This is a genomic window from Polaribacter glomeratus, from assembly GCF_002954665.1.
Taxonomy (GTDB): domain Bacteria; phylum Bacteroidota; class Bacteroidia; order Flavobacteriales; family Flavobacteriaceae; genus Polaribacter; species Polaribacter glomeratus.
Window position 1 is genome coordinate 1,582,111 of sequence record NZ_MSCM01000001.1, and the last position, 23,773, is coordinate 1,605,883.

General features: G+C 28.7%; 16 protein-coding genes. 14 read left to right on the forward strand and 2 right to left on the reverse strand.

Translation table 11 applies throughout. From position 1 onward, the window contains the following. Positions 1 to 8: 8 nt before the first annotated feature. The 13 genes from BTO16_RS06765 (at position 9) to BTO16_RS06830 (ending at position 18,056) form a co-directional block, all read left to right on the forward strand. On the forward strand, positions 9 to 1,487 hold the full coding sequence (locus tag BTO16_RS06765; RefSeq protein WP_105020862.1) for a glycosyltransferase family 39 protein: 1,479 nt from the start codon (positions 9 to 11) through the stop codon (positions 1,485 to 1,487). Between the two features lie 108 nt (positions 1,488 to 1,595). Next, positions 1,596 to 1,946: a 50S ribosomal protein L19 gene (gene rplS / locus BTO16_RS06770; RefSeq protein WP_105020863.1), complete on the forward strand. Its 351-nt coding sequence runs from the start codon at positions 1,596 to 1,598 to the stop codon at positions 1,944 to 1,946. 752 nt (positions 1,947 to 2,698) lie between these two features. Then, positions 2,699 to 4,918: an NADP-dependent isocitrate dehydrogenase gene (locus BTO16_RS06775; RefSeq protein WP_105020864.1), complete on the forward strand. Its 2,220-nt coding sequence runs from the start codon at positions 2,699 to 2,701 to the stop codon at positions 4,916 to 4,918. Positions 4,919 to 5,048: 130 nt separating this feature from the next. After that, entirely contained in the window at positions 5,049 to 7,427 is a 2,379-nt protein-coding gene (locus BTO16_RS06780; RefSeq protein ID WP_105020865.1) for a TonB-dependent receptor, read from the forward strand. Between the two features lie 7 nt (positions 7,428 to 7,434). Next, positions 7,435 to 8,265 (forward strand): DUF4249 family protein, encoded by an 831-nt coding sequence (locus BTO16_RS06785; RefSeq protein WP_105020866.1) that lies wholly within the window; start codon positions 7,435 to 7,437, stop codon positions 8,263 to 8,265. Between the two features lie 844 nt (positions 8,266 to 9,109). Then, positions 9,110 to 9,331: a TlpA family protein disulfide reductase gene (locus tag BTO16_RS06790; RefSeq protein WP_105020867.1), complete on the forward strand. Its 222-nt coding sequence runs from the start codon at positions 9,110 to 9,112 to the stop codon at positions 9,329 to 9,331. A 505-nt stretch (positions 9,332 to 9,836) separates the two neighbouring features. Further along, entirely contained in the window at positions 9,837 to 10,448 is a 612-nt protein-coding gene (locus BTO16_RS06795) for a hypothetical protein (RefSeq protein ID WP_105020868.1), read from the forward strand. A 152-nt stretch (positions 10,449 to 10,600) separates the two neighbouring features. Then, positions 10,601 to 11,509, forward strand: coding sequence for a hypothetical protein (locus BTO16_RS06805; RefSeq protein WP_105020870.1), 909 nt, complete (start codon positions 10,601 to 10,603; stop codon positions 11,507 to 11,509). A 108-nt stretch (positions 11,510 to 11,617) separates the two neighbouring features. Further along, positions 11,618 to 12,430, forward strand: coding sequence for an N-acetylmuramic acid 6-phosphate etherase (gene murQ / locus BTO16_RS06810; protein WP_105020871.1), 813 nt, complete (start codon positions 11,618 to 11,620; stop codon positions 12,428 to 12,430). Beyond that, on the forward strand, positions 12,427 to 12,672 hold the full coding sequence (locus tag BTO16_RS06815; protein WP_105020872.1) for a DUF6095 family protein: 246 nt from the start codon (positions 12,427 to 12,429) through the stop codon (positions 12,670 to 12,672). The genes murQ and BTO16_RS06815 overlap by 4 nt, the downstream gene beginning before the upstream one ends. Positions 12,673 to 12,718: 46 nt before the next feature. Further along, positions 12,719 to 13,732 carry a DUF6695 family protein gene (locus tag BTO16_RS06820; RefSeq protein WP_105020873.1) on the forward strand — a complete coding sequence of 338 codons (1,014 nt, stop codon included), beginning with the start codon at positions 12,719 to 12,721 and terminating at the stop codon, positions 13,730 to 13,732. Between the two features lie 92 nt (positions 13,733 to 13,824). Continuing rightward, entirely contained in the window at positions 13,825 to 16,743 is a 2,919-nt protein-coding gene (locus tag BTO16_RS06825) for a PEP/pyruvate-binding domain-containing protein (protein ID WP_105020874.1), read from the forward strand. Next, on the forward strand, positions 16,743 to 18,056 hold the full coding sequence (locus BTO16_RS06830) for a serine hydrolase (protein ID WP_105020875.1): 1,314 nt from the start codon (positions 16,743 to 16,745) through the stop codon (positions 18,054 to 18,056). Before BTO16_RS06825 ends, BTO16_RS06830 begins: the two co-directional genes overlap by 1 nt. A 124-nt stretch (positions 18,057 to 18,180) precedes the next feature. Here the strand turns inward: BTO16_RS06830 and BTO16_RS06835 are convergent, their stop codons facing one another. After that, on the reverse strand, positions 18,181 to 21,006 hold the full coding sequence (locus BTO16_RS06835) for an Npt1/Npt2 family nucleotide transporter (protein ID WP_105020876.1): 2,826 nt from the start codon (positions 21,004 to 21,006) through the stop codon (positions 18,181 to 18,183). Positions 21,007 to 21,037: 31 nt separating this feature from the next. Next, the gene (locus BTO16_RS06840) at positions 21,038 to 21,940 is read right to left on the reverse strand and encodes a serine hydrolase (protein ID WP_105020877.1); all 903 of its coding nucleotides are present in this window, start codon (positions 21,938 to 21,940) and stop codon (positions 21,038 to 21,040) included. Between the two features lie 668 nt (positions 21,941 to 22,608). Between BTO16_RS06840 and BTO16_RS06845 the strand changes: the two genes are divergently transcribed. Further along, positions 22,609 to 23,691, forward strand: a complete 1,083-nt coding sequence (locus BTO16_RS06845) for a hypothetical protein (RefSeq protein WP_211298207.1) — start codon at positions 22,609 to 22,611, stop codon at positions 23,689 to 23,691. Positions 23,692 to 23,773: the final 82 nt, after the last annotated feature.

A 23,773-nucleotide genomic window follows, 5' to 3' on the forward strand; every position in this document is an offset into this window, starting at 1 on the left:
AAAAACCTTTGAATAAAATAAAATCTTTCTTACAAAACAATATAGCCATTTCTTGGGTTTTAGGATTTCAACTTTTTCGTTTGATTTTACTTCCATTTATGGGATTAATGCCACAAGACGCCTATTATTATTTATACGGTCAAAATTTATCTTTATCTTATTTTGATCATCCAGGAATGATTGGTTATATTTTAAGAATCTTTACAGAAATTTTTGGGCAATCTATCTTCATCATAAAATTTGCGGATTTTGTAGTTACCACTTTAACCATTTTAAGTTTCTATAAATTAGCATCTTACTTTTTATCCAAAGAAAAATTAGAACGCGCTTTTGTTTTATTAGCTTCTACCATATTTATATCGATCTTATCTTTTAATTCTACGCCAGATGTACCTTTGTTATTATTCTGGACCTTAAGTTTAATTTGTTTGTACAAAGCAATTTTTGAAGATAAAAAGCTGTTTTGGATTTTAGGCGGAATTGCGATGGGCCTGGCTTTTAATAGTAAATACACCGCTTTAGTATTACAAATTGGCTTGCTAGGATTTTTAGTTTTTTCAAATAGTTACAGAAAACTACTCCTTTCCCCTTGGCTTTGGATTTCTTTGCTGATTTCTGTTGCCGTAACATTTCCTGTTTGGTATTGGAACTATCAAAACGATTTTGCATCCTTTGCTTTTCAATCATCCGAAAGAACAAGTTCAATTTCAGAATTTAAAATATCACCCAAATATTTTTTTGGCGCCATTGGTCATCAAATGTTCTTATTATTACCCGTTTTATTTCTAATTTTTATCACGTTTACGTATAAATATGTAAAGAGAGCGTTGCTGAAATTTAAACTTCCGCAAGCTAAAACCTTATTTTTATTAGCCTTTTTTATCCCAACTTTCGTTGGATTCTTTGCCCTTACTCCTATTTATTGGGTAAAGTTAAACTGGATGATGCCGTCTTATATAACCGGAATTATTTTAGCCGGAATGTTTATTAGTAAGAAGTTATTAAAGATACAGATCATCTTTTCAATCGTATTTCATGTATTGTTTAGCTTACAAATTATCTTTTATTTAGTTCCTATTAAAAGCGATGACACTTGGGTTGGTTGGAAAGAATTAGCGCAAGAAACCAGTAATTTACAGATACAATATCCTAATAGTTTTGTGTTTTCTGATGATAACTATAAAACTTCTGCATGTTTAAACTTTTTTATGGATGAAAAAATATATGCACAAAATATAATAGGATTGCCTGCTTTACATTTTGATTATCTAGGTGATGATTTGCAGACTTTAAATAACAAAAATGCAATTTTCATTGACTCTGACAAACGTTTTAAAGACAACAAGTTAAAAGGAGAAAAGAATGCTTTGTTAAGCCAATATTTTGATTCTATCACAGAATTAAAACCAATTATCATTAAAATAAACGGAAAAGAAGCTCGTAAATTCTGGATTTTCTACTGTACAAACTATCAGTCTAAAAAATAATACATTTTAGTTTTATCAACAATAAATAATTATTACTTTTGCAAACGCTAAATTAACCTCTGACGAAGAAATCGTGAACGTTGCTTTACTAAAATATAAATATTAAATATGGAAGCTTTAATAAAATTTGTACAAGACGAATTTGTAACAAAAAAAGAATTCGCAGAATTTTCTGCTGGAGACACAATTACTGTGTTTTACGAAATTAAAGAGGGTGAAAAAGTACGTACTCAGTTTTTTAGAGGTGTAGTTATTCAAAGAAAAGGAACAGGCTTATCTGAAACTTTTACAATCAGAAAAATGTCTGGTACTGTAGGTGTTGAAAGAATTTTCCCTGTAAACTTACCTTCTATTCAAAAAATTGAAGTTAATAAAAGAGGTAAAGTACGTAGAGCTCGTATTTTCTACTTTAGAGGTCTTACTGGTAAAAAAGCTAGAATTACTGAAAAAAGAAGATAATTTCTTTTTAAATAAAAATATAAAAAGCGTTGTGAATATTCACAACGCTTTTTTTAGTTAACAAATGTTAACAACTCTGGTTAATAACATGTTGATTTCTAATTTATTAAAAACTATACAAAACTAAATTAAGTACCTTATATTTGTTTTAATATTTACAAACTAATTAAACTTGTTAGTGTACAAACAACTAATAAAAATTGTGCGTAAATGGGTAAAGTAACGTTCTTTATAAATTGTTCATCAGAAAAAATGTGATAGTGTAGCAATGTTCATTTCAAAAAATGATAGTTACCGCTTTAAAAAGTTCATATTATTATTAAAATTACTAACTCACTTAAAGTATCATCTTTAGAACGATAACAATAGAAACATTAATAAAAATTTTAAAAAAGTAAAATGCTAGTTTAAAATTAAGGATGTTTTAAAACCCGAAATAGAAAAATATAATTTCTTTGTAAAAAAGAGGTATAAGAATAACTTCTTATTTTATTTGTAGCAATACAAAAAGTGTAAAAGACTATTTCAAAAAAGCCATATCTCAACAAGCAATTGTGAGCTATGGCTTTTTATTATTAATATCAATTCCATAATAAAAGAGTCTTTTTTTATTAAATTCGTTATAATAGATAGTAATTAATAAAAAATTAACATCTAAAATCTCACCTTAAATTCATAAATTTGTTCCGCTTTAAACGAAATCCATTTCGTAGAAGCATAGTGTTCAATTTTTAGAAAAACAAAATACTTTTATGAGCAAAACAGCCAAAATTATATATACAAAAACAGACGAAGCACCAGCATTAGCAACCCGTTCATTTTTACCGATCGTTAAAGCTTTTACAAAATCGTCTAATATAGAAATTGAAATTAAAGATATTTCTTTAGCTTCAAGAATATTAGCAAATTTTTCTGATTACCTTACGGATGATCAAAAAGTAGAAGATGCTTTAGCTGTTTTAGGAGAATTAGCAAACCAACCAGACGCTAATATTATAAAATTACCTAATATTAGTGCTTCTGTACCTCAATTAAAAGATGCTATTGAAGAATTGCAAGACTTAGGTTATGCTTTGCCAAATTATCCAGACGAAATAAAAACGGATGAAGATAAAGCTGTTTCAGCATTGTATAATAAAGTAAAAGGATCTGCAGTAAACCCTGTTCTACGAGAAGGAAACTCTGATAGAAGAGCGCCAAAAGCGGTGAAAAATTTTGCTCGCAAAAACCCTCATTCTATGGGTAAATGGTCTAAAGACTCAAAGACTCATGTAGCAACAATGACGGAAGGTGATTTTGCACATAATGAAAAATCGATTACCCTAAAAAAAGAAGCTACAGTTAAGATTATTCATAAAAATACAAACGGAAAAACTACTATTTTAAAAGAAAAATTAAACTTGTTAGACGGCGAAATTATTGATGCTACAATAATGAGTAAAAAAGCATTGATAGACTTTTTAGAAGAACAAGTTGAAGATGCTTTAGATAAAAATGTATTGTTTTCATTACATATGAAGGCAACCATGATGAAAGTGAGTGACCCAATTATTTTTGGCCACGTTGTTCGTGTGTATTTTAAAGATTTATTTGAAAAACACGGAAAAACATTTAAGAAAATTGGTGTTGATGTTAATAATGGTTTTGGGAATCTTCTTAGCAAATTAAGTGAATTACCTAAAAACAAACGTGACGAAATTAGAGAAGATATCCGTTTTGCGCTAGATCATAGTGCAGAATTAGCAATGGTAAATAGCGAAAGAGGTATTACCAACTTACACGTACCAAGTGATGTTATTGTAGATGCTTCAATGCCTGCAATGATTAGAACTTCTGGCCAAATGTATAATGCCGAAGGAAAATTACAAGACACAAAAGCAGTTATTCCTGATAGTGCGTATGCAGGTATTTACTCAGCAACAATCGATTTCTGTAAAAAACATGGTGCTTTTGATCCTACAACAATGGGAACAGTTCCTAACGTTGGTTTAATGGCTCAAAAAGCAGAAGAATATGGTTCTCATGATAAAACTTTTGAAATCGCTGCGGACGGAAAAGTTCAAGTACTAGACGAAAAAGGAAAAGTTTTAATTGAACATACTGTTGAGACTGGAGATATTTGGAGAATGTGCCAAACGAAAGATTTACCAATTCAAGATTGGATAAAATTAGCAGTAACAAGAGCAAGAGCATCAGAAACACCAGCTGTTTTTTGGTTGGATAAAAATAGAGCTCATGATATTGAAATTATTAAAAAAGTAAATACATATTTACCACAACATGATACTACTAGTTTAGACATCAGGATTTTATCACCAATAAAAGCAACTGAATTTACTTTAGAAAGAATTATAAAAGGAGAAGATACTATTTCTGTGTCTGGTAACGTTTTACGTGATTATTTAACAGATTTATTTCCTATTTTAGAAGTGGGTACATCAGCAAAAATGTTATCAATTGTTCCTTTAATGAATGGTGGTGGCTTGTTTGAAACCGGCGCAGGAGGTTCTGCCCCAAAACATGTTCAACAATTTTTAGAGGAAAATCATTTACGTTGGGATTCTCTAGGAGAATTTTTAGCGTTAGCAGTTTCTTTAGAGCATTTAGGAACCACAAATAACAATGAAAAAGCATTAATTTTAGCAGAAACTTTAGATGATGCCACTGATAAATTTCTAGAAAATGATAAATCCCCTTCAAGAAAAGTGGGCGAAATAGACAATAGAGGTTCTCATTTTTATTTAGCATTATATTGGGCAGAGTCTCTAGCAAAACAAAATAAAAACGCAGCGTTAAAAGCTGAGTTTAGTATAATTGCAGAAGCTTTAAGTAAAAATGAAGCTACAATTATATCAGAATTAAATACAATACAAGGAAAATCTTTAGACATTGGTGGTTATTACCTTCAAAATGAAGACCTAGCAACAGCTGCTATGAGACCAAATTCTACTTTAAATAGTATTATAGGCTAAAAAAACAGCACCATACGTACATATAAAAACTGATGATAAATTCATCAGTTTTTTTTATGCATTAAATTTAAAATAAAGAATTTATAACTGTAATTTTGTTGACTATAAAAAATAATATATTAAACAAAATATGTTTCATTTCAAAAAAATATTTTTCATCATTTTGCTATTTTCTTTACATGCTTTTAGTCAAGAAAAATTAACAATTAGTGGTACAGTTTACGACGCAAATAATAACGAAACATTAATTGGTGTTTCTATTTATTTCCCTTCTCTAAACTCAGGAACCACGACTAACGAATATGGTTTTTACTCCATTACAATTCCTAAAGGAACTTATAAAACACAAGTTAGTTACTTAGGGTACACTTCCATTTTTGAGACCATTAACTTATCAGAAAAAATAACGAAAAACTTTAAACTGTCAGAAGAAACTGAGAGTTTAAACGAAATTGTTATTGAAGGTAACATAGAAAAACTAAACGTTAAAACTCCGCAAATGAGTGTTAACAAATTAACTGCAGCAACTATAAAACAAATTCCTGTTGTATTAGGCGAAGCTGATGTAATTAAAGCCTTATTACTGCTACCCGGAGTAACAAGTGCCGGTGAGGGTGCTTCTGGTTTTAACGTTAGAGGTGGCGCAGCCGATCAAAATTTAATTTTATTAGATGAAGCGATTGTTTTTAACTCATCGCATTTGCTTGGTTTTTTCTCGGTATTTAATCCTGATGTAATAAAAGATGTAAAACTATATAAAGGTGGAATTCCTGCTCGTTTTGGAGGACGATTATCATCTGTTTTAGACATTTATCAGAAAGAAGGAAATAGCAAAGATTTTAATTTAACTGGAGGGATAGGCTTGGTTTCTAGCAGGTTACTTGCAGAGGGTCCAATTGTTAAAGAAAAAAGCTCTTTTATAGTAGGTGGTAGAGCTTCTTATGCACATTTATTTTTACCGCTTTTTAATAATGATAATAAAGCTTATTTTTATGATTTAAATAGTAAAATCAATTACCGATTTAACGAGAATAATAATGTGTTTTTATCTACTTATTTTGGAAAAGATGTATTTGGTATTAGCGATAACTTTGTAAACAAATACGGAAATACAGTTGTAAACTTACGTTGGAATCATTTATTTTCTGATAAAATATTTTCTAATCTTTCTGCAATTTATTCTGATTATTTCTACGGATTAGTTTTAGATTTTGTTGGTTTTGAATGGAATTCTGGCATTACAAACTTTAACTTAAAATACGATTTTAAACATTATTTAAATGAAAATTTTAAGTTGAGTTACGGTATTAATAACATTTACATCAAATTTAATCCAGGAGAAATTGTACCAAATAGAGCCGATTCGGGAATTCAATCAGAAAAATTAATTGATAAATATGCTAATGAATTTGCTGCATATTTAGAAGCTGAACATTCAATAAATGACAGACTTACTTTACAATATGGTGCTCGTTTTAGTAATTTTACACGACTAGGTCAAGATGAGATAAACGTATATACAAACGATACTCCTGTAATTTACAACTCACAGTTTAAAAAATATGAATCTGCACAAGCAATTGGATCAGAATCATACAAAAGAAGTGATGTATTGGCTACTTTTAACAATTTTGAACCACGAGTTTCACTCTCTTATTTAATAGATACTGAAACTTCATTTAAACTAAGTTACAATAGAATGGCACAATATTTACACTTACTTTCAAACACGGCATCTCCTACTCCATTAGATGTTTGGGCGCCTAGTGGTCAATTTATAAAACCTCAATTATTAGATCAATTTGCAGCCGGATATTTTAAATCTATCAAAAACGGGGATTATTCTTTAGAAACAGAGGTTTTTTATAAAGACATTCAAAATAGAATCGATTATATTAATGGTGCAAACTTAATTGCCAATAACGAAATTGAAACCGTTATCCTAAATGGGCAAGCTAGAGCTTATGGTTTAGAGGTATTATTTAAAAAAAACGAAGGCAATTTTAAAGGCTGGCTTGCATATACACTTGCTAAATCTGAACAGAGAACACCTGGAAGAACAGAAAACGAGCCAGGAATTAATCAAGGAGAATGGTATAACACGCCATATGATAAAACGCATGATATTTCTTTAAATGCGAGTTATGAATTGTCTAAAAAATGGATGTTTAATGCCAACTTTTTGTTTCAAACGGGTCAGCCAACAAACTATCCAGTAGGTCAATATGAAGTTCAAGGTTTAAATGTGCCAATATTTAATGACAATACTAGAAATGCAGACAGGCTTCCGGCATACCACAGGTTAGATATTTCTGCAACTTTAACTCCTGATAGTAACAAAAATAGAAGATGGCAAGCTGAATGGATTTTTGGAATTTATAATTTATATGGAAGACAAAATGCAGCTTCTATAAATTTTAGACAAAATAGAGAAACCTTTAGAAATGAAGCCATCCAAACTTCAATTTTTGGTTTAGTGCCTTCTGTTACTTATAATTTTAAATTTTAAATTAATCATGAAAAAACTATATACACTTTCCGTATTATTAATTTTATTTTTTACAAGTTGTGAAAAAGTTGTAGACATTGATGTTCCTTCAATTGAACCGAAATTAATTATTGATGCTTCGTTTGAAGTCTTTTTTGATAACAGTCCTGTAACAGCAAAAACGATTGTAAAATTAACATCGTCTGCCGATTATTTTGATGAAACAATACCGCCTGTTACAAATGCTACAGTCTTTTTAACTAATTTGGTAACCAATACAATTGTTCTATTTTCTGATGCAAATGCCGATGGTAATTATGAACCTATAATTCCTTTTATTCCTGCTGATGATACAGCTTACGAATTAACGGTAATTTATGAAAACGAGACTTACAAAGGTTCTGCTACTAAAGTAAAATCAACACCATTTACAAATGTTTTTCAAGGAACAGAAACGCTGTTTTCTGGTAAAGAAACAGAACTAAAGGTGTCTTTTTTTGATGCTCCTGTTGTGAAAAATCATTATTTGTTTGACTTTAGCAAAAATTTATTTTTAGGGCTAGAAGATCGTTTTTTTAATGGATCTGAGTATAACTTTTCTTTCTTTTATCAAGAAGACGAGTTAGAATTACCAGCAACAGTAACCGTAAAAATGTCTGGAATTTCTGAAGATTATTTTTCTTATTTTAGAGTTTTAGTAAGTCAAAGTGGTCAAAATTCTGGTGGTCCTTTTGAGTCTGTTCCTTCGTCTTTATTAGGTAATATGATTAATACCACAAACGAAAACAACTTTCCATTAGGATATTTTCATATTTCAGAGACGGACACATTTACCATAGATTTGGTTCAGAAAAACTAATAATTTATAAGGATTTTAAAGGTTAAATAAAAATAACGAATAAAAAATTTATTCTTAATTATTACAAGCATCCTATTTATTCATACAAGTTGCAAACATCAGAAACATTGTTTTATTATAAATGCGGATTTTAAGGGATTTTCTGAGAACTCTAAAGTTATTATTTTAGACGAAAATACTCGAAAAATTTCAGATTCGACAAAATTAGTAGGAAACCATTATATTTCAAAAAGATTTTTCTCTGAAGCTACGTTATCAATAAATATCGTTATTAATTCTAAAAATAATGAAAATGTTAACACGTTAATTTATATAGGTAACGAAACGGTTGAAGTATCGGGTCATAAAAATGATTTCCCTGATGCATTAAAAATTTTAGGTTCTAAGCACCAAAAATTTAAAACCAAACTTGATAAAAAAATTAATCCGCTAAACAAAAAAAGAGATCAAAAAATACAGAAAATGTTTGCCATAAGACAAGAAGGAAAATGGAATGATAGTTTGCAAAAAAAATGCTCAAACAAGCTAAATTACTAAAAACGTTATCCAGGAAAACATAAATTCAGATTATGCACTATCATAACTAGTAACTTATAAAACAGATTTCTCAAAACACTTTATAGAGAGACAAATTACCAAACTTAATTCTGATATTAGAAAATCTGAATATGCCAAAGTATTATAGACGTATTTAAAAATAACCCTTTAAACTATAGGAGCTAAGTTTTATGACTTCTTAGGAGAAAATCAGAATGGCGAACAGATCAAGTTTTCAAGTTATTTTAATGACAAATATATTCTCTTATAGTTTTATTCTGCTTATTGAAGTTGGAGTGTAAAGGCGTTGCCTGAAATAAAAAAAGAAGCAGAAAACTTAGAAATTATAACTATTAATGTTGATAAAAACAAGGAAGATTGGTTTAAAAACTATATAATAAATAACATAACTTGTACAAGTATTTATAATAAAAACGGAAAATATAGCGACGTCTTTACAAAATACAATGTTTTTATAACTGCTGCTTATTATATTTTTGATAAAAGCGGAAACCTTATAGAAAAGTGAGATGATTATAGTGAAAAACTAATAGCTCAAATTAGAAAAAATAAATAGCGATTAATAATACCAAATTAAACGAACTACATGCAGCTTATAAAATAATCAGTTTTTTATCTATTTTATTTTTAAAAATAAGTTGCTTCACATTCTAATTAAGCGCTAAGTAAAACTTAACTAAAAAGTATTTAGACGAATCTTTAAACTTTAATTTATCCTTTTTCTTCGACAAATTTAAAGACAATACTAAGAAGTATTTTAATAAAAATAACTGCAAAACAATATATCTTTCTCTAAAGTATTTGCCAGCAGATATTTTTAAAAGGCAAACCACATAAATAATTACATTTTACAACACTGTGTAATTTAAATTACTATATTTGGTTATTCAAAAATATTTTTGTTTACTTTCTGATTTTGTCAGAAAACTAAAAACAGACAAAAAAGAAACGAATAGTTAGCTTAAAAAAATTGTAAAGAGATGAATTTTAAATAATAAACCGAACTAAATAAAATGGAATCTATAAATAAAATTAAAGAAAATGAATGGCTCAAATTATTAGAAGAAGCAATTCAATCGGGTGTTAAGATTCAAGTAAATCATCGCTTTAAATACAAAGAGAAAGGTTTAGGTACTTTTTTAACTGCTGCTAAAAGAAGTAATAAAACCCAATTAATAAAAAAAATAGAAAGTTTAGGTGTTAATTTTAAAATGCACAGTAAAAAACCCGAACACTATTTAGAAAAATACATTTCACAACTTTCAACACAGAAAAGACCAAATAAACAGCAATTTATTACCAGATTTAATGCGTATATTTTACCGAGAAAAGGTTTGTTAAATGAGCAAACTACAGAGAAACTTAACAAGCTTTGGGAAAAAAGATTTAATGAAAAAAGAAAATGGACAAAACCCGAAACAGATCTTGATAGAGTTCAGTTTTGGAAAGATTTTAGATACAACGGAAATATAAATCCCGAAGGAAAATGGTTTCACTATAGAAAATATATGGGAAAATTATATGGCTGGGTGTATACTAGAAAGAGAGACGAACAAAAAATGAATCTAATTAAAGAGCATTTTACTAAAAAAGAATTATCCGAATTAAAAAAAGAAGGATTTTAAATTAAACTTCGGTTAAGTATAAAACACTAAAATATTGTGTTTTATGAACAAAAAAATAAATTGTTTTAGAAAACTTGTCCAAATAAATAAGCAACTTGATTACAAAATAAATCACTTTAAATTGTAACAGTTTTAGTTTAAATAAAAGAGAAATGCAAAAATATTTTATCGTTCTATTTATATTTTTCATTTCCTGTAAAAGTAAAAATCCAAATATAAAATCTAAAGAAAATACTTTAAAAGTTATAAAAACTACTGATTACGAATTAGTTAAATCAAAAAACCAAAACGGCTTATTAATTTTATTTCCCTGTTTTCCTTGCGATATAGAAAACACTAAAACAGAGTTTAATATCGCAGAAATAAGTGCAAAAAATGCTATTTCGGTGTTATATATGAATTTTAATATGCATTTATATTTAACAGAAACTGAAAAACTAGATTTAGCTACCTTGATAACTAAAACGATTCGAGAAGAAAAAATATCTGAAAAAAACATATTTATAGGTGGTTTTTCTGGTGGCGGAAATGTGAGTTTATTAATTACGGATTACCTTCTAAAATCTAAAAATCTGATTAAACCAAAAGGTGTGTTTATTGTTGATGCGCCTATTGATCTTCTTGCTTTATATCGAGTATCAGAAAAAAACCTTAAACTAAACTTTTCGAAATCTTCGATGCAAGAGTCTAAATGGATACTTAGAGAGTTTGATTCACTATTTGGAAATCCATCCGAAGGAATTAATACCTATGAAAAAAATGCTCCTTACACCTTTGAATCAGAAAATATTAATAATTTAATTGGATTAAACGGACTAAAAGTAAGACTTTACACAGAACCAGATTTAATTTGGTGGAAAAAGAAAGCAAAAAATAATTATGAAGATTTAAATGCATTTTATCTTAAAAAATTATCAGAAAAATTAAAACTTGAGTTTAATGAAACAAACATAGAACTTATAGAAACTAAGAATAAAGGTTATAGAGCAAATGGAGAAAGGCATCCGCATTCTTGGTCTATCGTTGACAAAGAAGATTTGATAAAATGGATTTTAGAATAAATTAAGGCATTTATTACTTGTGTTAAAACAATCTAAAATTTATCAATTACACACACAAAGCAAAAAGTTTGAACATAGAATTTCTAAAAAAAATGTATTTTTGAAAGTATGAAATTTATAAAAACAACAGAGCAAGATTCGAAATACAATTATCTAGAGATGATGTCTGTATCTTCGATATTAAGAAATATTAATAGTGAAGATAAGACAGTGCCTTTAGCTGTAGAAAAATCTTTACCACAAATTGTAAGATTAACAGAACAAATTGTTGAAAAACTAAAAGTTGGTGGAAGACTTTTTTACATTGGCGCAGGTACTTCTGGCCGTTTAGGTATTTTAGATGCTTCCGAATGTCCGCCAACTTTTGGAGTACCTCATGAAATGGTTGTTGGCTTAATTGCTGGTGGAGATTACGCAATTAGAAAAGCTGTTGAATTTGCCGAAGATTCTACAAATCAAGGTTGGTTAGATTTACAAAAACATTCAATTACAAATAAAGATGTTGTTGTAGGTATTGCAGCATCTGGCACAACGCCTTATGTAATTGCTGCGTTAAAAAAATGCAATGAACAAAACATTATTACAGGTTGTATTTCTTGTAATCAAAATAGTCCTTTATCGAACACTGCTCAGTTTCCTATTGATGTAGTTGTTGGTCCAGAATTTGTTACCGGAAGCTCTAGAATGAAAGCAGGAACTGCACAGAAACTAGTTTTAAATATGCTTTCTACCGCAACTATGATTCAGTTAGGTAAGGTAAAAGGTAATAAAATGGTTGATATGCAACTGTCTAACAACAAATTAGTTGATAGAGGAGAAAAAATGTTAGTTCAAGAATTAAAAATCGACCAAAAAGAAGCGAGTGAATTATTGCTGAAATTTGGAAGTGTAAGAAACGCAATTCAAAATTATAAAAAATGAGTACAGACGTAAATTTATTAAGTAAAGGATTAATTAGATTGGGAGTTTTAGTGTTATTTTTTATTGCTTCACCAGTTATCATCACCATGGGTTTTAAGGCATTAAATAAATTTACAGAAGCTCCAAAAATATATTTAGCTTATGCCCTTATTTTGGTTGGTTTGGGTTGCTTAATTTTTACTATGATTTTTGCTTTTAAAACTTTTGGCATTCTTAGAAACGCAATTTTCACCAGCAAATAAATTACTTAAACTAAAAATTTAGATTTAGAAAAGAAAAAATATTTGGATGAGAAAGAATACTGCAGAAAATGCAATTATAGTTATAATATCTTATCCAGATACTATCGTTAGACCCGCTTATTGGGAATCTTTTAGCAAAATTTGGCCAAAAATTGGCATTGGTAGTGAACATGCCGTTCAAGCAGGGCATGCTGCGTTATTATTGATAAAAAAAAATGAACCCGAAATTAAATATTTCGATTTTGGCAGGTATATAACTTCTTATGGAAATGGTAGAGTTCGCTGTTTAGAGACAGATCCAGAACTTTATATACCAATCCAAGCAACTTTTAAAAATGATAAACTATCAAACTTAAAAAGCATTTTATTATGGCTAGAAAAGCATCCAGAAAAAACACATGGAGAAGGACGCTTAATTGCTAGTATAAACCATAAAATAAATTATAACAACGCTATTAAATTTATACATTATTTAATGGATGCTAAAGAGTATCCTTATGGTGCATTTATAAAAAAAGCGAGCAATTGCGCACGATTTGTAACAGACACGCTAATAAATTCATGCACAAATAGATTAATTGTTTTAAAACTAAAAAGTTCTTACTTGTTAACTCCTAGTCCGCTAGGCAATACTTTAAAAGGAAAAACGGTTAAAAAAGTATACAATGTAAAAAATCAAACAATAGAAATTTATAAAAATAGGTCTATTTTAAAAGAGTATAAAGCGGCCTTTTTTAAAACCTTTGATATTGAACTTAATTTAATTGGCACAGAACTACCTGATATTAATTTATTTAACTTAAATAAAGGCACATGGCTTTCTGGCATTGGCAGTGGCGCTTGGTTTCATATCGAAGAGAAAATAGATGCTTTAAATTATAAAATAGCTAGACATACCCTAAGAGGTGACAAAGATTTTGAAGGTTTTTTTACTGCGGATGATCCGTCGTTTAACTTTCACTTAAATCATACATTTATACATCCTTCTAGTTGTAAGGAAATGTGTGTACAACAAAATGGTAAGGATTTTATATTCAAACTATTAAAAATACATTTCTAGTTTTTAATTATCCATTTTACAAAAAAAAAATACTTATAAAGTCTTTAAGAGCTCTAAAATAATTGCTAAATTTGCGGATATACCCTACAAAAATGAGAAATTATTGCAAAGTAATATTACTTTTTTTATCATTCCTAATAACAAACACCTACAGTCAAAAAAAAACATCCGAAGAAATTGCAACACTCATAACCTCTTATAAGGCAGATATTAGAGGTCCGTATGAAAGAATAAATTGGTTTTGTAAAGATGGTAGCCGCAGAAACTCTAAAGACCCGTGTCCGGATGAAGAAAATGGAGGTTTACAGCATGCAAGTTTTAAAAGCTCTGTGTTAAAATTAAGAGAAACTAACAATTTATACTTTACAGAAATTTTAGCTGGTTTAAATATTGAGAGTTTTTTAGATGAAAAAGAAAACTTTAGCAGATTAAAACAGTATCAACTTAGCAAGTATTTAGCAAGTATAAACAACGGTTGGATTCTTCAAAAAGCACAATTTTACAGAGGTGCCATACAATCTGAAGACGAGGAAAATTGGGGAAAATCATTTTATGAGAATATCTTAAAAAATGAAGCATTAGTAAATTCAAATTTTTATTTAATAAGACAATCATTAAAGGATATTCCGCACAATGGCGATTCTAATTTAGGTCAGTTAATGAGAAGTGAATCAAAGATCTTGGCAGAAGTGTATCCAAGTTTTATGGAAATTAGAATTAAAATTCATGGAAATCCTCAAAGAACAGATATTGGTCTTGTTAAAGAATTTTTACAAAAAAATGACGCTAAACTTAAAACAGAAACCAAAAAAAGTTTTGATAAAATGTTGCTTACCATGGAGCAATTTTATGCTCCACTAGACTTTAAAAAATTAAATGATATTGCTGGTAAAATAAAATCTAATAAAAAAATAGTAACAGAATTACAAAACTATTTTTCTAATTATAAGAATTTAGATAGTCCTAAAAATATACTTATAGAGACTGCTTCTATCCTTTCATCTATTCGTTTTACTGTGAGCCAAAAAATATTGGCAAGCGATAAATTAATCTTATTAGACTTAAGTAATTTATTAGAAACGAATGCTATCATTGAAAGTGAGAATTGGGAAACAGAAACATTGCAAGAAACAGTAGATAAGTTAGAAACCTTAACCTGTGCTGCTTTTGGCACTGGTCTTTTAGAATTATGGGAATTTAACGAAATTGAAAATCAATTTAATACGCTAAAAAGTAAACAAGAAATAACCGTTGATGAACTAAATAATTTATTAACGTTAGGTAGAAACATTGTTGAATGGAGTTCTTCGTTGATAAAAGCAAATTATTATGAAACTGTTATAAAATATACTGCTTTTGAGCCTCTAGCTTATGGTTTTACAGATGATAGAATACGCAATAGTATTGCTTTAAACTTAGGGAAAACAGTCTCTAAATTAGGTGAATTTGTAACCAAAAAATCAAATCTAAAAAACGCTGTTTTCAATTTACAAGATGTAAGTGCAATGAGAGGTTTAAATCCTGGTTATGCATTTGGTCAATTGGTTGTAATAGACGGCAATCCTGATGATGTAGAAGTAAACTCAAATAACATATATGTTTTTTTAAAACCGCCTATAGATTTAAAACCTGTTGCTGGTATTATGACGGTTTCTGAAGGAAATCTCGTTTCGCATGTGCAATTATTAGCAAGAAATTTAGGAATACCAAATGCAGCATTATCAAATGATAATTTAAAAAAGTTAAAAGAATTTAACGGTAAAAAAGTTTTTTACGCAGTTTCAAACAAAGGAAATGTAATCTTAAAGTTAGAAGAGAACATGACCAAAGAAGAAAAATTACTTTTCGAAAAACAAGTTCGAAACACAAATATGATTGAGGTACCAATTGAAAATATAAGATTGGATGTTACCAAAGTTGTTAACATGAGAACCGTAAATGCAACTGATTCTGGTAGACTTTGTGGCCCAAAAGCAGCAAACTTAGGAGAGTTAAAACAACTTTTTCCAAACCAAGTTGTAGAAGGACTTATTATTCCGTTTGGTGTTTTTAAAGAACATATGAATTTACCTATGCCAAATGAAAATAAAACCTACTGGCAATATTTAACAGACACTTTTGTAGAAGCTACTAAAAAAAGAGACGAAAATAAAAGTGAAACAGAGGTAGAAACTTTTATGCTTAAATCGCTTGAAAAGTTGCACACTTCTATTTTAAAAATCGAATTAAAACAATCTTTTATAACTGATTTAAAATCTAATTTTAAAACAGCATTTAAAAGTGATATTGGTAAAGTTCCTGTCTTTTTAAGAAGTGATACAAACATGGAGGATTTAAAAGAATTTACAGGCGCAGGTTTAAATTTAACTTTATTCAATATTTTAGAAGAGCAAAAAATTATTGAAGGTATTAAAAGAGTTTGGGCTTCTGCTTACACCGAAAGAAGTTTTAAATGGAGACAGAAATACTTGTTGAATCCAGAAAATGTGTATCCTTCAATTTTAATAATTCCGAGTGTTGATGTAGATTATTCTGGCGTTTTAATTACAAAAGGAATCAATTTAGGTACAGACACAGACTTAACAGTTGCCGTTAGTAAAGGTGCCGGTGGCGCTGTAGATGGGCAATCTGCAGAAACAAGATTGATTACAGCAAACGGGAATATTTTGTTAGCACCAGCTAGGCAATCTGATTATAACAGATTACCAATTACTGGTGGTACTAAAAAATATTTTACATCATTTGACGCTCCTATTTTGAATGAGTTAAATATGAATGATATTAGGGTTTTAGCAAAAAACATTAGAGAGAAAATAGGAGAAAAATCAACTGAAAATGATGTAAATCAAGTGTATGATGTTGAATTCGGATTTAAAAACAACAAACTATGGTTGTTTCAAATTAGACCATTTGTAGAAAATAAAAGAGCTAAAAGTTCTGAGTATTTAAACTCTATTGCTCCAAAAACTGTTACAAACAAAAAAATTAACATGTCAGAAAAATTAAACTAATGAAACTAAAATATATATTTTTAACACTAGCCATTGCCATATCAATAAGTTTTTTAAAATACCCAATTGATGGATATGATTCAACTGGAATAGCAAGATTGTATCAATTAAAAAAGATGCGACTAGAAAACAAGAAGAACACTAGAATTCCTATTGGTGCTTATAAAAACTTGGCCGATATTAAATTAAATCTACTAAGTAAATCTAATGATAGTATTGAAAGTTTATTAGTAAACGATCCTGAATTTTCAAAAAAAATGAAGCAAATTATTCCTGCCGGAAACTACTCTTTGAGTGTTTTAGACATGACAAATCCAGAGAAATTAAGATATGCTTCTTATAACGAAAATAAAGGATATCAACCAGGTAGTGTTGGCAAATTAGCAGTATTGTTAGCGGTGATGGATCAACTAGAAAAACTTTGTCCAGATTGGGAAGATAGAGCTGCTTATTTAAAAAACATCCGAGTTAGTGCAAGATACTGGGGCGTTGGCGATCATCATACAATACCTGTTTATGATATAAAAACCGATAAATTAACCAAAAGAACTGTAAAGGCAGATGATGTTTTTTCTTTATACGAGTGGTTAGACCACATGATTTCGGTAAGTAATAATGGTGCTGCGAGTATTATGTATAGAGAAGCTATGTTAATGGCAGCTTTTCAACAAGAGTACTTTTTTTTAACGGATGAAAAAGCCGAAAATTACTTCAAAACAACTCCTAGAGCTACGTTAACAAACTTAGCAAACACAGTAGTTAACGAGCCTTTAAGAAAACTTGGAATTAGCGAAGAGGAATGGAAATTAGGCGGAATGTTTACAAGATCTGCAGAAAAATACGTTGGTAGAAAAGGCGGAAGTATTGGAAGTCCGAAAGGATTAATGAAATTTTTAGCGCAAATAGAGCAAGGAAAAGCTGTTGATAAAGCTGCTAGTTTAGAAATGAAAAGATTAATGTATTCTACAGATCGAAGAATTAGATATGCAAGATCGCCAAGATTAGATAGTGCTGCGGTGTATTTTAAATCTGGTAGTTATTATAAATGTGATAGAGTATTAGACCCTAATTGTAAAAATTATGCAGGTAATGTTTATAATTATATGAACTCTGTAATTATTGTAGAACACCCAAATAACAGTAAATATATTGTTTGTTTAATGTCTAACGTATTAAATAAAAACTCTGCAGGGAATCATTTATATTTAGCAAGTAAAATTGATGACAACATAAACGATTTTAGTAAAGCTGCTAAAACAGTTATTAGAGAAACAGAATACAAAGAAGAAAAAGATGAAAGTGGTGGCAATTAAGTTCTAGCCATTTTAAAGGATAACTACAGGGTTGTAATTTTATGTAATTGAGTTTTCATTAGAAAATTTAATACTTAAAATTACAACCTTCTTTTTTGATTAAATTTACTGAAATAAAGTATACTTATTTTACTTTTTTTAACATTGCATAGGTTTCTGTAGCTAGTTTTTTAACTGTTTTATTACGAAACTTTTTAATTGGTAATAAAGCCGGAATGTATGCAGTATTTTTTGAGGTTTGTATAAATTCGACAGCTAACTGTCTTAGATTACTGCCACTTATCGTCATAATTTTTTTCAAATACTCTAACTCTAAAAGCTTTTTGAGTTTAATATCCGCCAAGTCTGATTTGTCTTCATCAAAAACAACGTGTTCAATAATTGGTAAGACAGCTGCTTTAATGCTACCTTCTAAAATATTGTCTAGCAGTTCGTAAGAATTCATTTTAGCCTCTTTAACATCGCTCTTAACGCCATTAAAAGTAATCTCAATATCATTTTCATTATAATATAAACTCAATAAATAAAATAAAATTTTAAAACTTTTGTTTAGTTCTAATTCTAAAGCCTCGGCAAGCTTTTTTCTTGACTCGTTTGTAACTTGATTATTAAAATTAACGTCTTCTATTAAATTTTCATCAATATACTTTTGTAATGAGCTTAGAATTTCTAAAATATTTTTGTAATAAGCACTTTCTTTTAAAATATATTTTTTAATAATTTTTTGTTGAATTACAAGATTTGCATCAATTCTTTTAATTCTTTTTAAAGCTTTTACTCCGGCTAATCTGCTTGCTGAGTTTTTCTCATCTAAAAATTTGATTAATATTTTTAATGCATTTTCGTTTTCAAAAGCACCTACAATTTTTGGGATGTATTTTCTAATATTTGATTTAATTTCATCATTCTTATCCAACAGAAGAATTACTTCTATAATTTTTGGACCATAACTTTTTAAGGCAATAATAGCACTTTCTCTATGTCTTTTATTCTCTAATAAATTTAATAAATCAGTTATAAATATTTTGCTAGATGTAATACCAGCAGCTGTTGTGGCAAACTTAACACTCGTTGGTTTTGGGCTTTTTAAATTCTTAGAAATTAAACTGTAATGATTTGTGTTTCTAGAATATGCAATACTTAACAACAAACCAAATAGGACTTTTTCTCTAATACTGTCATCTTGCGTTGTAAGTCGTTTTATTTTACTTTCTAAACGAGATTTTAAATAGTAGGTGTCTCTTAAATAATAATTATTTTCACTTTTTTTAGCAAGTGCTAAAAGTGCACCGTTAGCAATATATTCATCATGGTGATCTAAATAGGTATTAAAAAAATCATGTTCTGTAATTGGCGAATGACCTAAAATATATTCTAAGGCTTTATAAACTAAAATATCATCTTTTGAATTAACCAACAATAACACTTTTTCTAAAATATCATTATCGTCAAAAACCTCTAAATATTCTAATGCCGCAATTTTTATTTTGTTGGATGGATGCTCTAAAAGCAAAATGACTGATTTTTGTAAATCCTTAATTTTATAATCTTTTAAACGATCAAGCATGTTTAAAACAGCACTTTCATTTCCTTGTTTTAGTACAATCTTAATATCAGATAGATTAATTTCTCTCTTTTTAGCTTCTTTTGAATCTGCACTATAAGTAAGCGTTTTTTGAATATTTTTTTTAAAAGAATCAAAATAAGCTTCTCTTAATCTATAGATTAAAAGTATCCAAATAAACACAAAAAATAACACTATTACGGTAATATATGCTGTACTTAAATCTAATTTTATAATAAAAAACATTAACAAAAAACCTGCAAATCCTGTTGCAATACTGTCAACCACAACATCTATAAAAGATTTTGCTTGGTTTTTAACATCCAACGGAATTGGCATAATAGAAAGTTCTATTGCTGCTTTGTTTATACTTTGTTTAAAACTACCGTCAATTCCTTTTATAATTACTAAAACTAATAATTCTGGAAATGTTAAAAATAATAATCCGCCCAAACCAATTGATAATGGTAAAATTAAAAGCGTAGAAGAAACACCTAATCTATTTACGATTTTATTAGTAAAAAATAATTGAACAACTAATGCAAAAACATTAAAAGTAGAAAACCAAAAACCAAAAAAAGCAGCTAAATCATCAGAATCTGGAATGGCTTTATTAGCAAAATCACTAAATTGAAAATCAACCAATTTTGCTACTAAAACACTTATACCAGTTATTAAAGCAATATATGTTAAGTGTTTAGATTTATAAATAAGTTTTAAAGATGAGTTTTCTAGACCATCTTGTTTTTCAATAACCTGTTTTCTTTTAAAAACATTTAAAAACCGAATTCGTAATGTATATATTTTACGAATAATCGGAATGCAGAATAAAATTAAAATAGAAGCAATAAAAATTACGTATTCGTTTCCAAAATTACTAGCAATAAAACTTGTTAAATAGCCTCCAAAAATTCCGCCAGCAATAGCTCCTGCTCCAATAAAACCAAAAATTCTTTTTGCTTCTCTAGAGTTAAATACCATGTTTGCAAAAATCCAAAACTGAGAAGTCGAAACTACCGCAAAAAGTGACACAAAAACGTAATAAAAATAAAGTATACCTTTATTAGCAACATGAAAATTTAAAATAATTCCTAAAACAAAAAACACTAAACTTATAATAATTAAAGATAGTACAGTAATTTTTACTAAAGAGAATTTGCGTATTGCTTTGCTATAAAAATAAGAGGAAAATACGGCTGTTATTGCCACCAGTAAATACCCAAACGGCAAACTGTCTGCCCCTAATTCTGATATAAATAGAGCGTTTACCGTAGGTTTTACAATTAATAGAACTGTAATAATTATAAAAATATAGAGTTGCATTAAAAAAGAGATGAATATTTCGCCATCTCTTAGTCCAAAAGTTTTACTTATTATTTTTTTCAAATTCTATAGCTTTTTCTAACCATCAACGTAGTTAGATTTCCAATACTTTTTCAATTGGTTTTACAATATTTCTTATTATTTGTTCCCCAAAATTATCTTGTAATAAAACAACGATAATGTATTTTCTATTTGGGCCCCAAACCAAAGCTGAATCTGAGTGAAAATTTCTCCAAGATCCAGATTTTCTATAAACATCTGCATCTGGTGCAATTTTATCTAAAGTGTTTACTAACTTGTGATGCAATTCTGGCTTTTTCATTATTTGCAACATTTGCTTGGAACGCTCTGTGCTTATTAAATTACCCAAAGCTAATTGGTAATAAAAGTTACACACTTGTCTTGTAGTTGCTGCATGACTTAAACCTTTCATTGGTTCTGGATATCTTCGGCCTTGGGCTGCATATCTTTTACCAACCCATAAACCCCCACCAGTTGCTTCATCATATAATTGGTGTTTAGGATCTCTTAAAACGCTTTCAATTTTCTCAAATCCAAGTCTATCAATCATTCTGGTTGATGCTTTATTATTAGATTTACTAATCATTAAACGTAAATCGTCTTTAACCTCTGCGGTGTATTTTAATTCATTTTTATCTATAGCATCTATAGAAGCTAGTAAAATTCCTATTTTTGGTAAACTTGCAGCATACATCATAAAATTGTCATTCATACCTGCGTATCTAAAATTTGTGCTATCGCTTAAATCGACAATACCAATGGCCATTTTTTTATTTTTAATAAGGCGCTTCCACATTCTATTAGAGTTTATCTGCTTTTCTAAAACACGTTGTAAATTAGCATCTCTAATGTCTGAAATAGGTTTTATTTTTCTATCGACGTGAACGGGTAAGTCAGTTTTTGTAGTTTGATATGTTGATTGTGCAGCCACAAATAATGTGAATAACGATAAAACTGAAGTGATTATATATTTCATTTTTTTAAAAAATTCATGTTTTTTTATATTTTTAACAAAGGTATAAAAGTATATAAAAATAAGATAAACCAACAAAAAATGATTGCTAATATTTTATTAAACTTAAATGTTGCAGTTTTTATAACTTTTAAGAAATTGTGATGAATATTGATTTTTGATAACTCGATTTGTAATCTACAAATGGTAGCTTAAACAACCGTATAATGCTCTCGTATATAACTTTAAACTTCTAATCTAAGGTATTCTTTCATCAGAATAAAAACAACAATACTATTTTATAATTATGGTAATTTAGTTTGGTTTGGTTTTATTAATTCATATTTCAGTTTTAGGATTTACTAAAAATTGGGTAAAAACATTTAAAATAAATAGTGCATCAAAACACAATTATTACTAAAAATGTAATTAATTTAATTTAACACCATAGTTTTTACAATTCAACTTTAAGCTTCTGATAGCACAGCTCTTTAAACACCTTTTTTAACTCAGTTTTAAAAATAGTACATTTCTATTTATTGAGCTTAAAACACTACAATACAAATACATAAAACTTAATACACTTTATTTATAAATGATATTTCTGATTTTGGCACGCTCTTTGAAAATAAAATATAGAATGCGGAAGCCGAAAAGCAATTAGTGTAGGCAAAACCCTTAAACCATATATTATGAAAAAAGGTATACTTATTTTAGTAGGAATGTTGATGATGGTTGCTACTGTTAAAGCCAATACAAGTAACAAATTACCTAACAGAATTGGGGTAAATTACTCGTATAATGATGCTGTAAATTTTGTAGAACGCGGAATTGAATTTTTTATTTTTACAAATGGAGATTTTGATTTTAACGCCAATAACACCGATTTTTACTACGATTACAACGGGTCAAGAATTAGAAATAATAGCCGCATACGAATTGATAGGGATTATAACGGAAGAATTATACGAGTTGAAAATGTTTATATTAATTACGATTACAGAGGTAATGTTTCTAGAGTAGGGTCTGTTTTTATAGGTTACCGCAGAGACAGACTAACCAAAGTAGGCGATTTAAGAATTCGATACAACAGTAATGGATATCCTGTGTTTTATGGCAATGTAAGAAACCATTATTATAACAATGGTGTTCGATTTAATATAAATTTTGGTGATGTTTGCGATTATAATGATGCCTATTTTTATAGATCAGATTTTAATAGAAACTACAATCAGTTTAGAGAAGATTCAAATTTTTATTATTACAGAGCAAACCCTAACTCTAAAATTGGTAAAAGAAGCACCATTTTAAGAAGAAGAAAACCAGCAACAACAATTAATAGAAATAGAAATATTAAAAGAAACTCAAATAATTCTTATAGAAAACCTACCAATGAGAAAAGAGGAGACGTAAATAAAGAAAACAGAAGAAATAATGGATTGAGCATTGATAGAAATGATGACAAAAGACAAAACTTAAATAATTCTAATAGAAGATCTTCGGATGATAAAAAGGATAAAATAAGAAACGAGCCCAGAAGAAGCAATGATTCAACGAAAGACAGAAATGAAAATAGCAGACAAAACTTAAACAGTTCGATCAGCTCGAACAGTAGATCATCGAGTGAAAAAAAAGATAACGTAAGAAATAACAGTAGAAGATCCGAAGTTTTAAAAATTGATAGGAGAAATACAACTCAAAAAAGAGCTGAAAAAACCAGAAATATAAAAACGGAAGGGGATTCTAAAAAAGAAGAAAGAAAAAGAAGAAATTAAGTCAAGTTTAGTTTAGTCTCAAGTTAAAGCCCTATTAAAATAGGGCTTTTCTTTTTAATTAAAGCTAAGTATTAATTCCTTT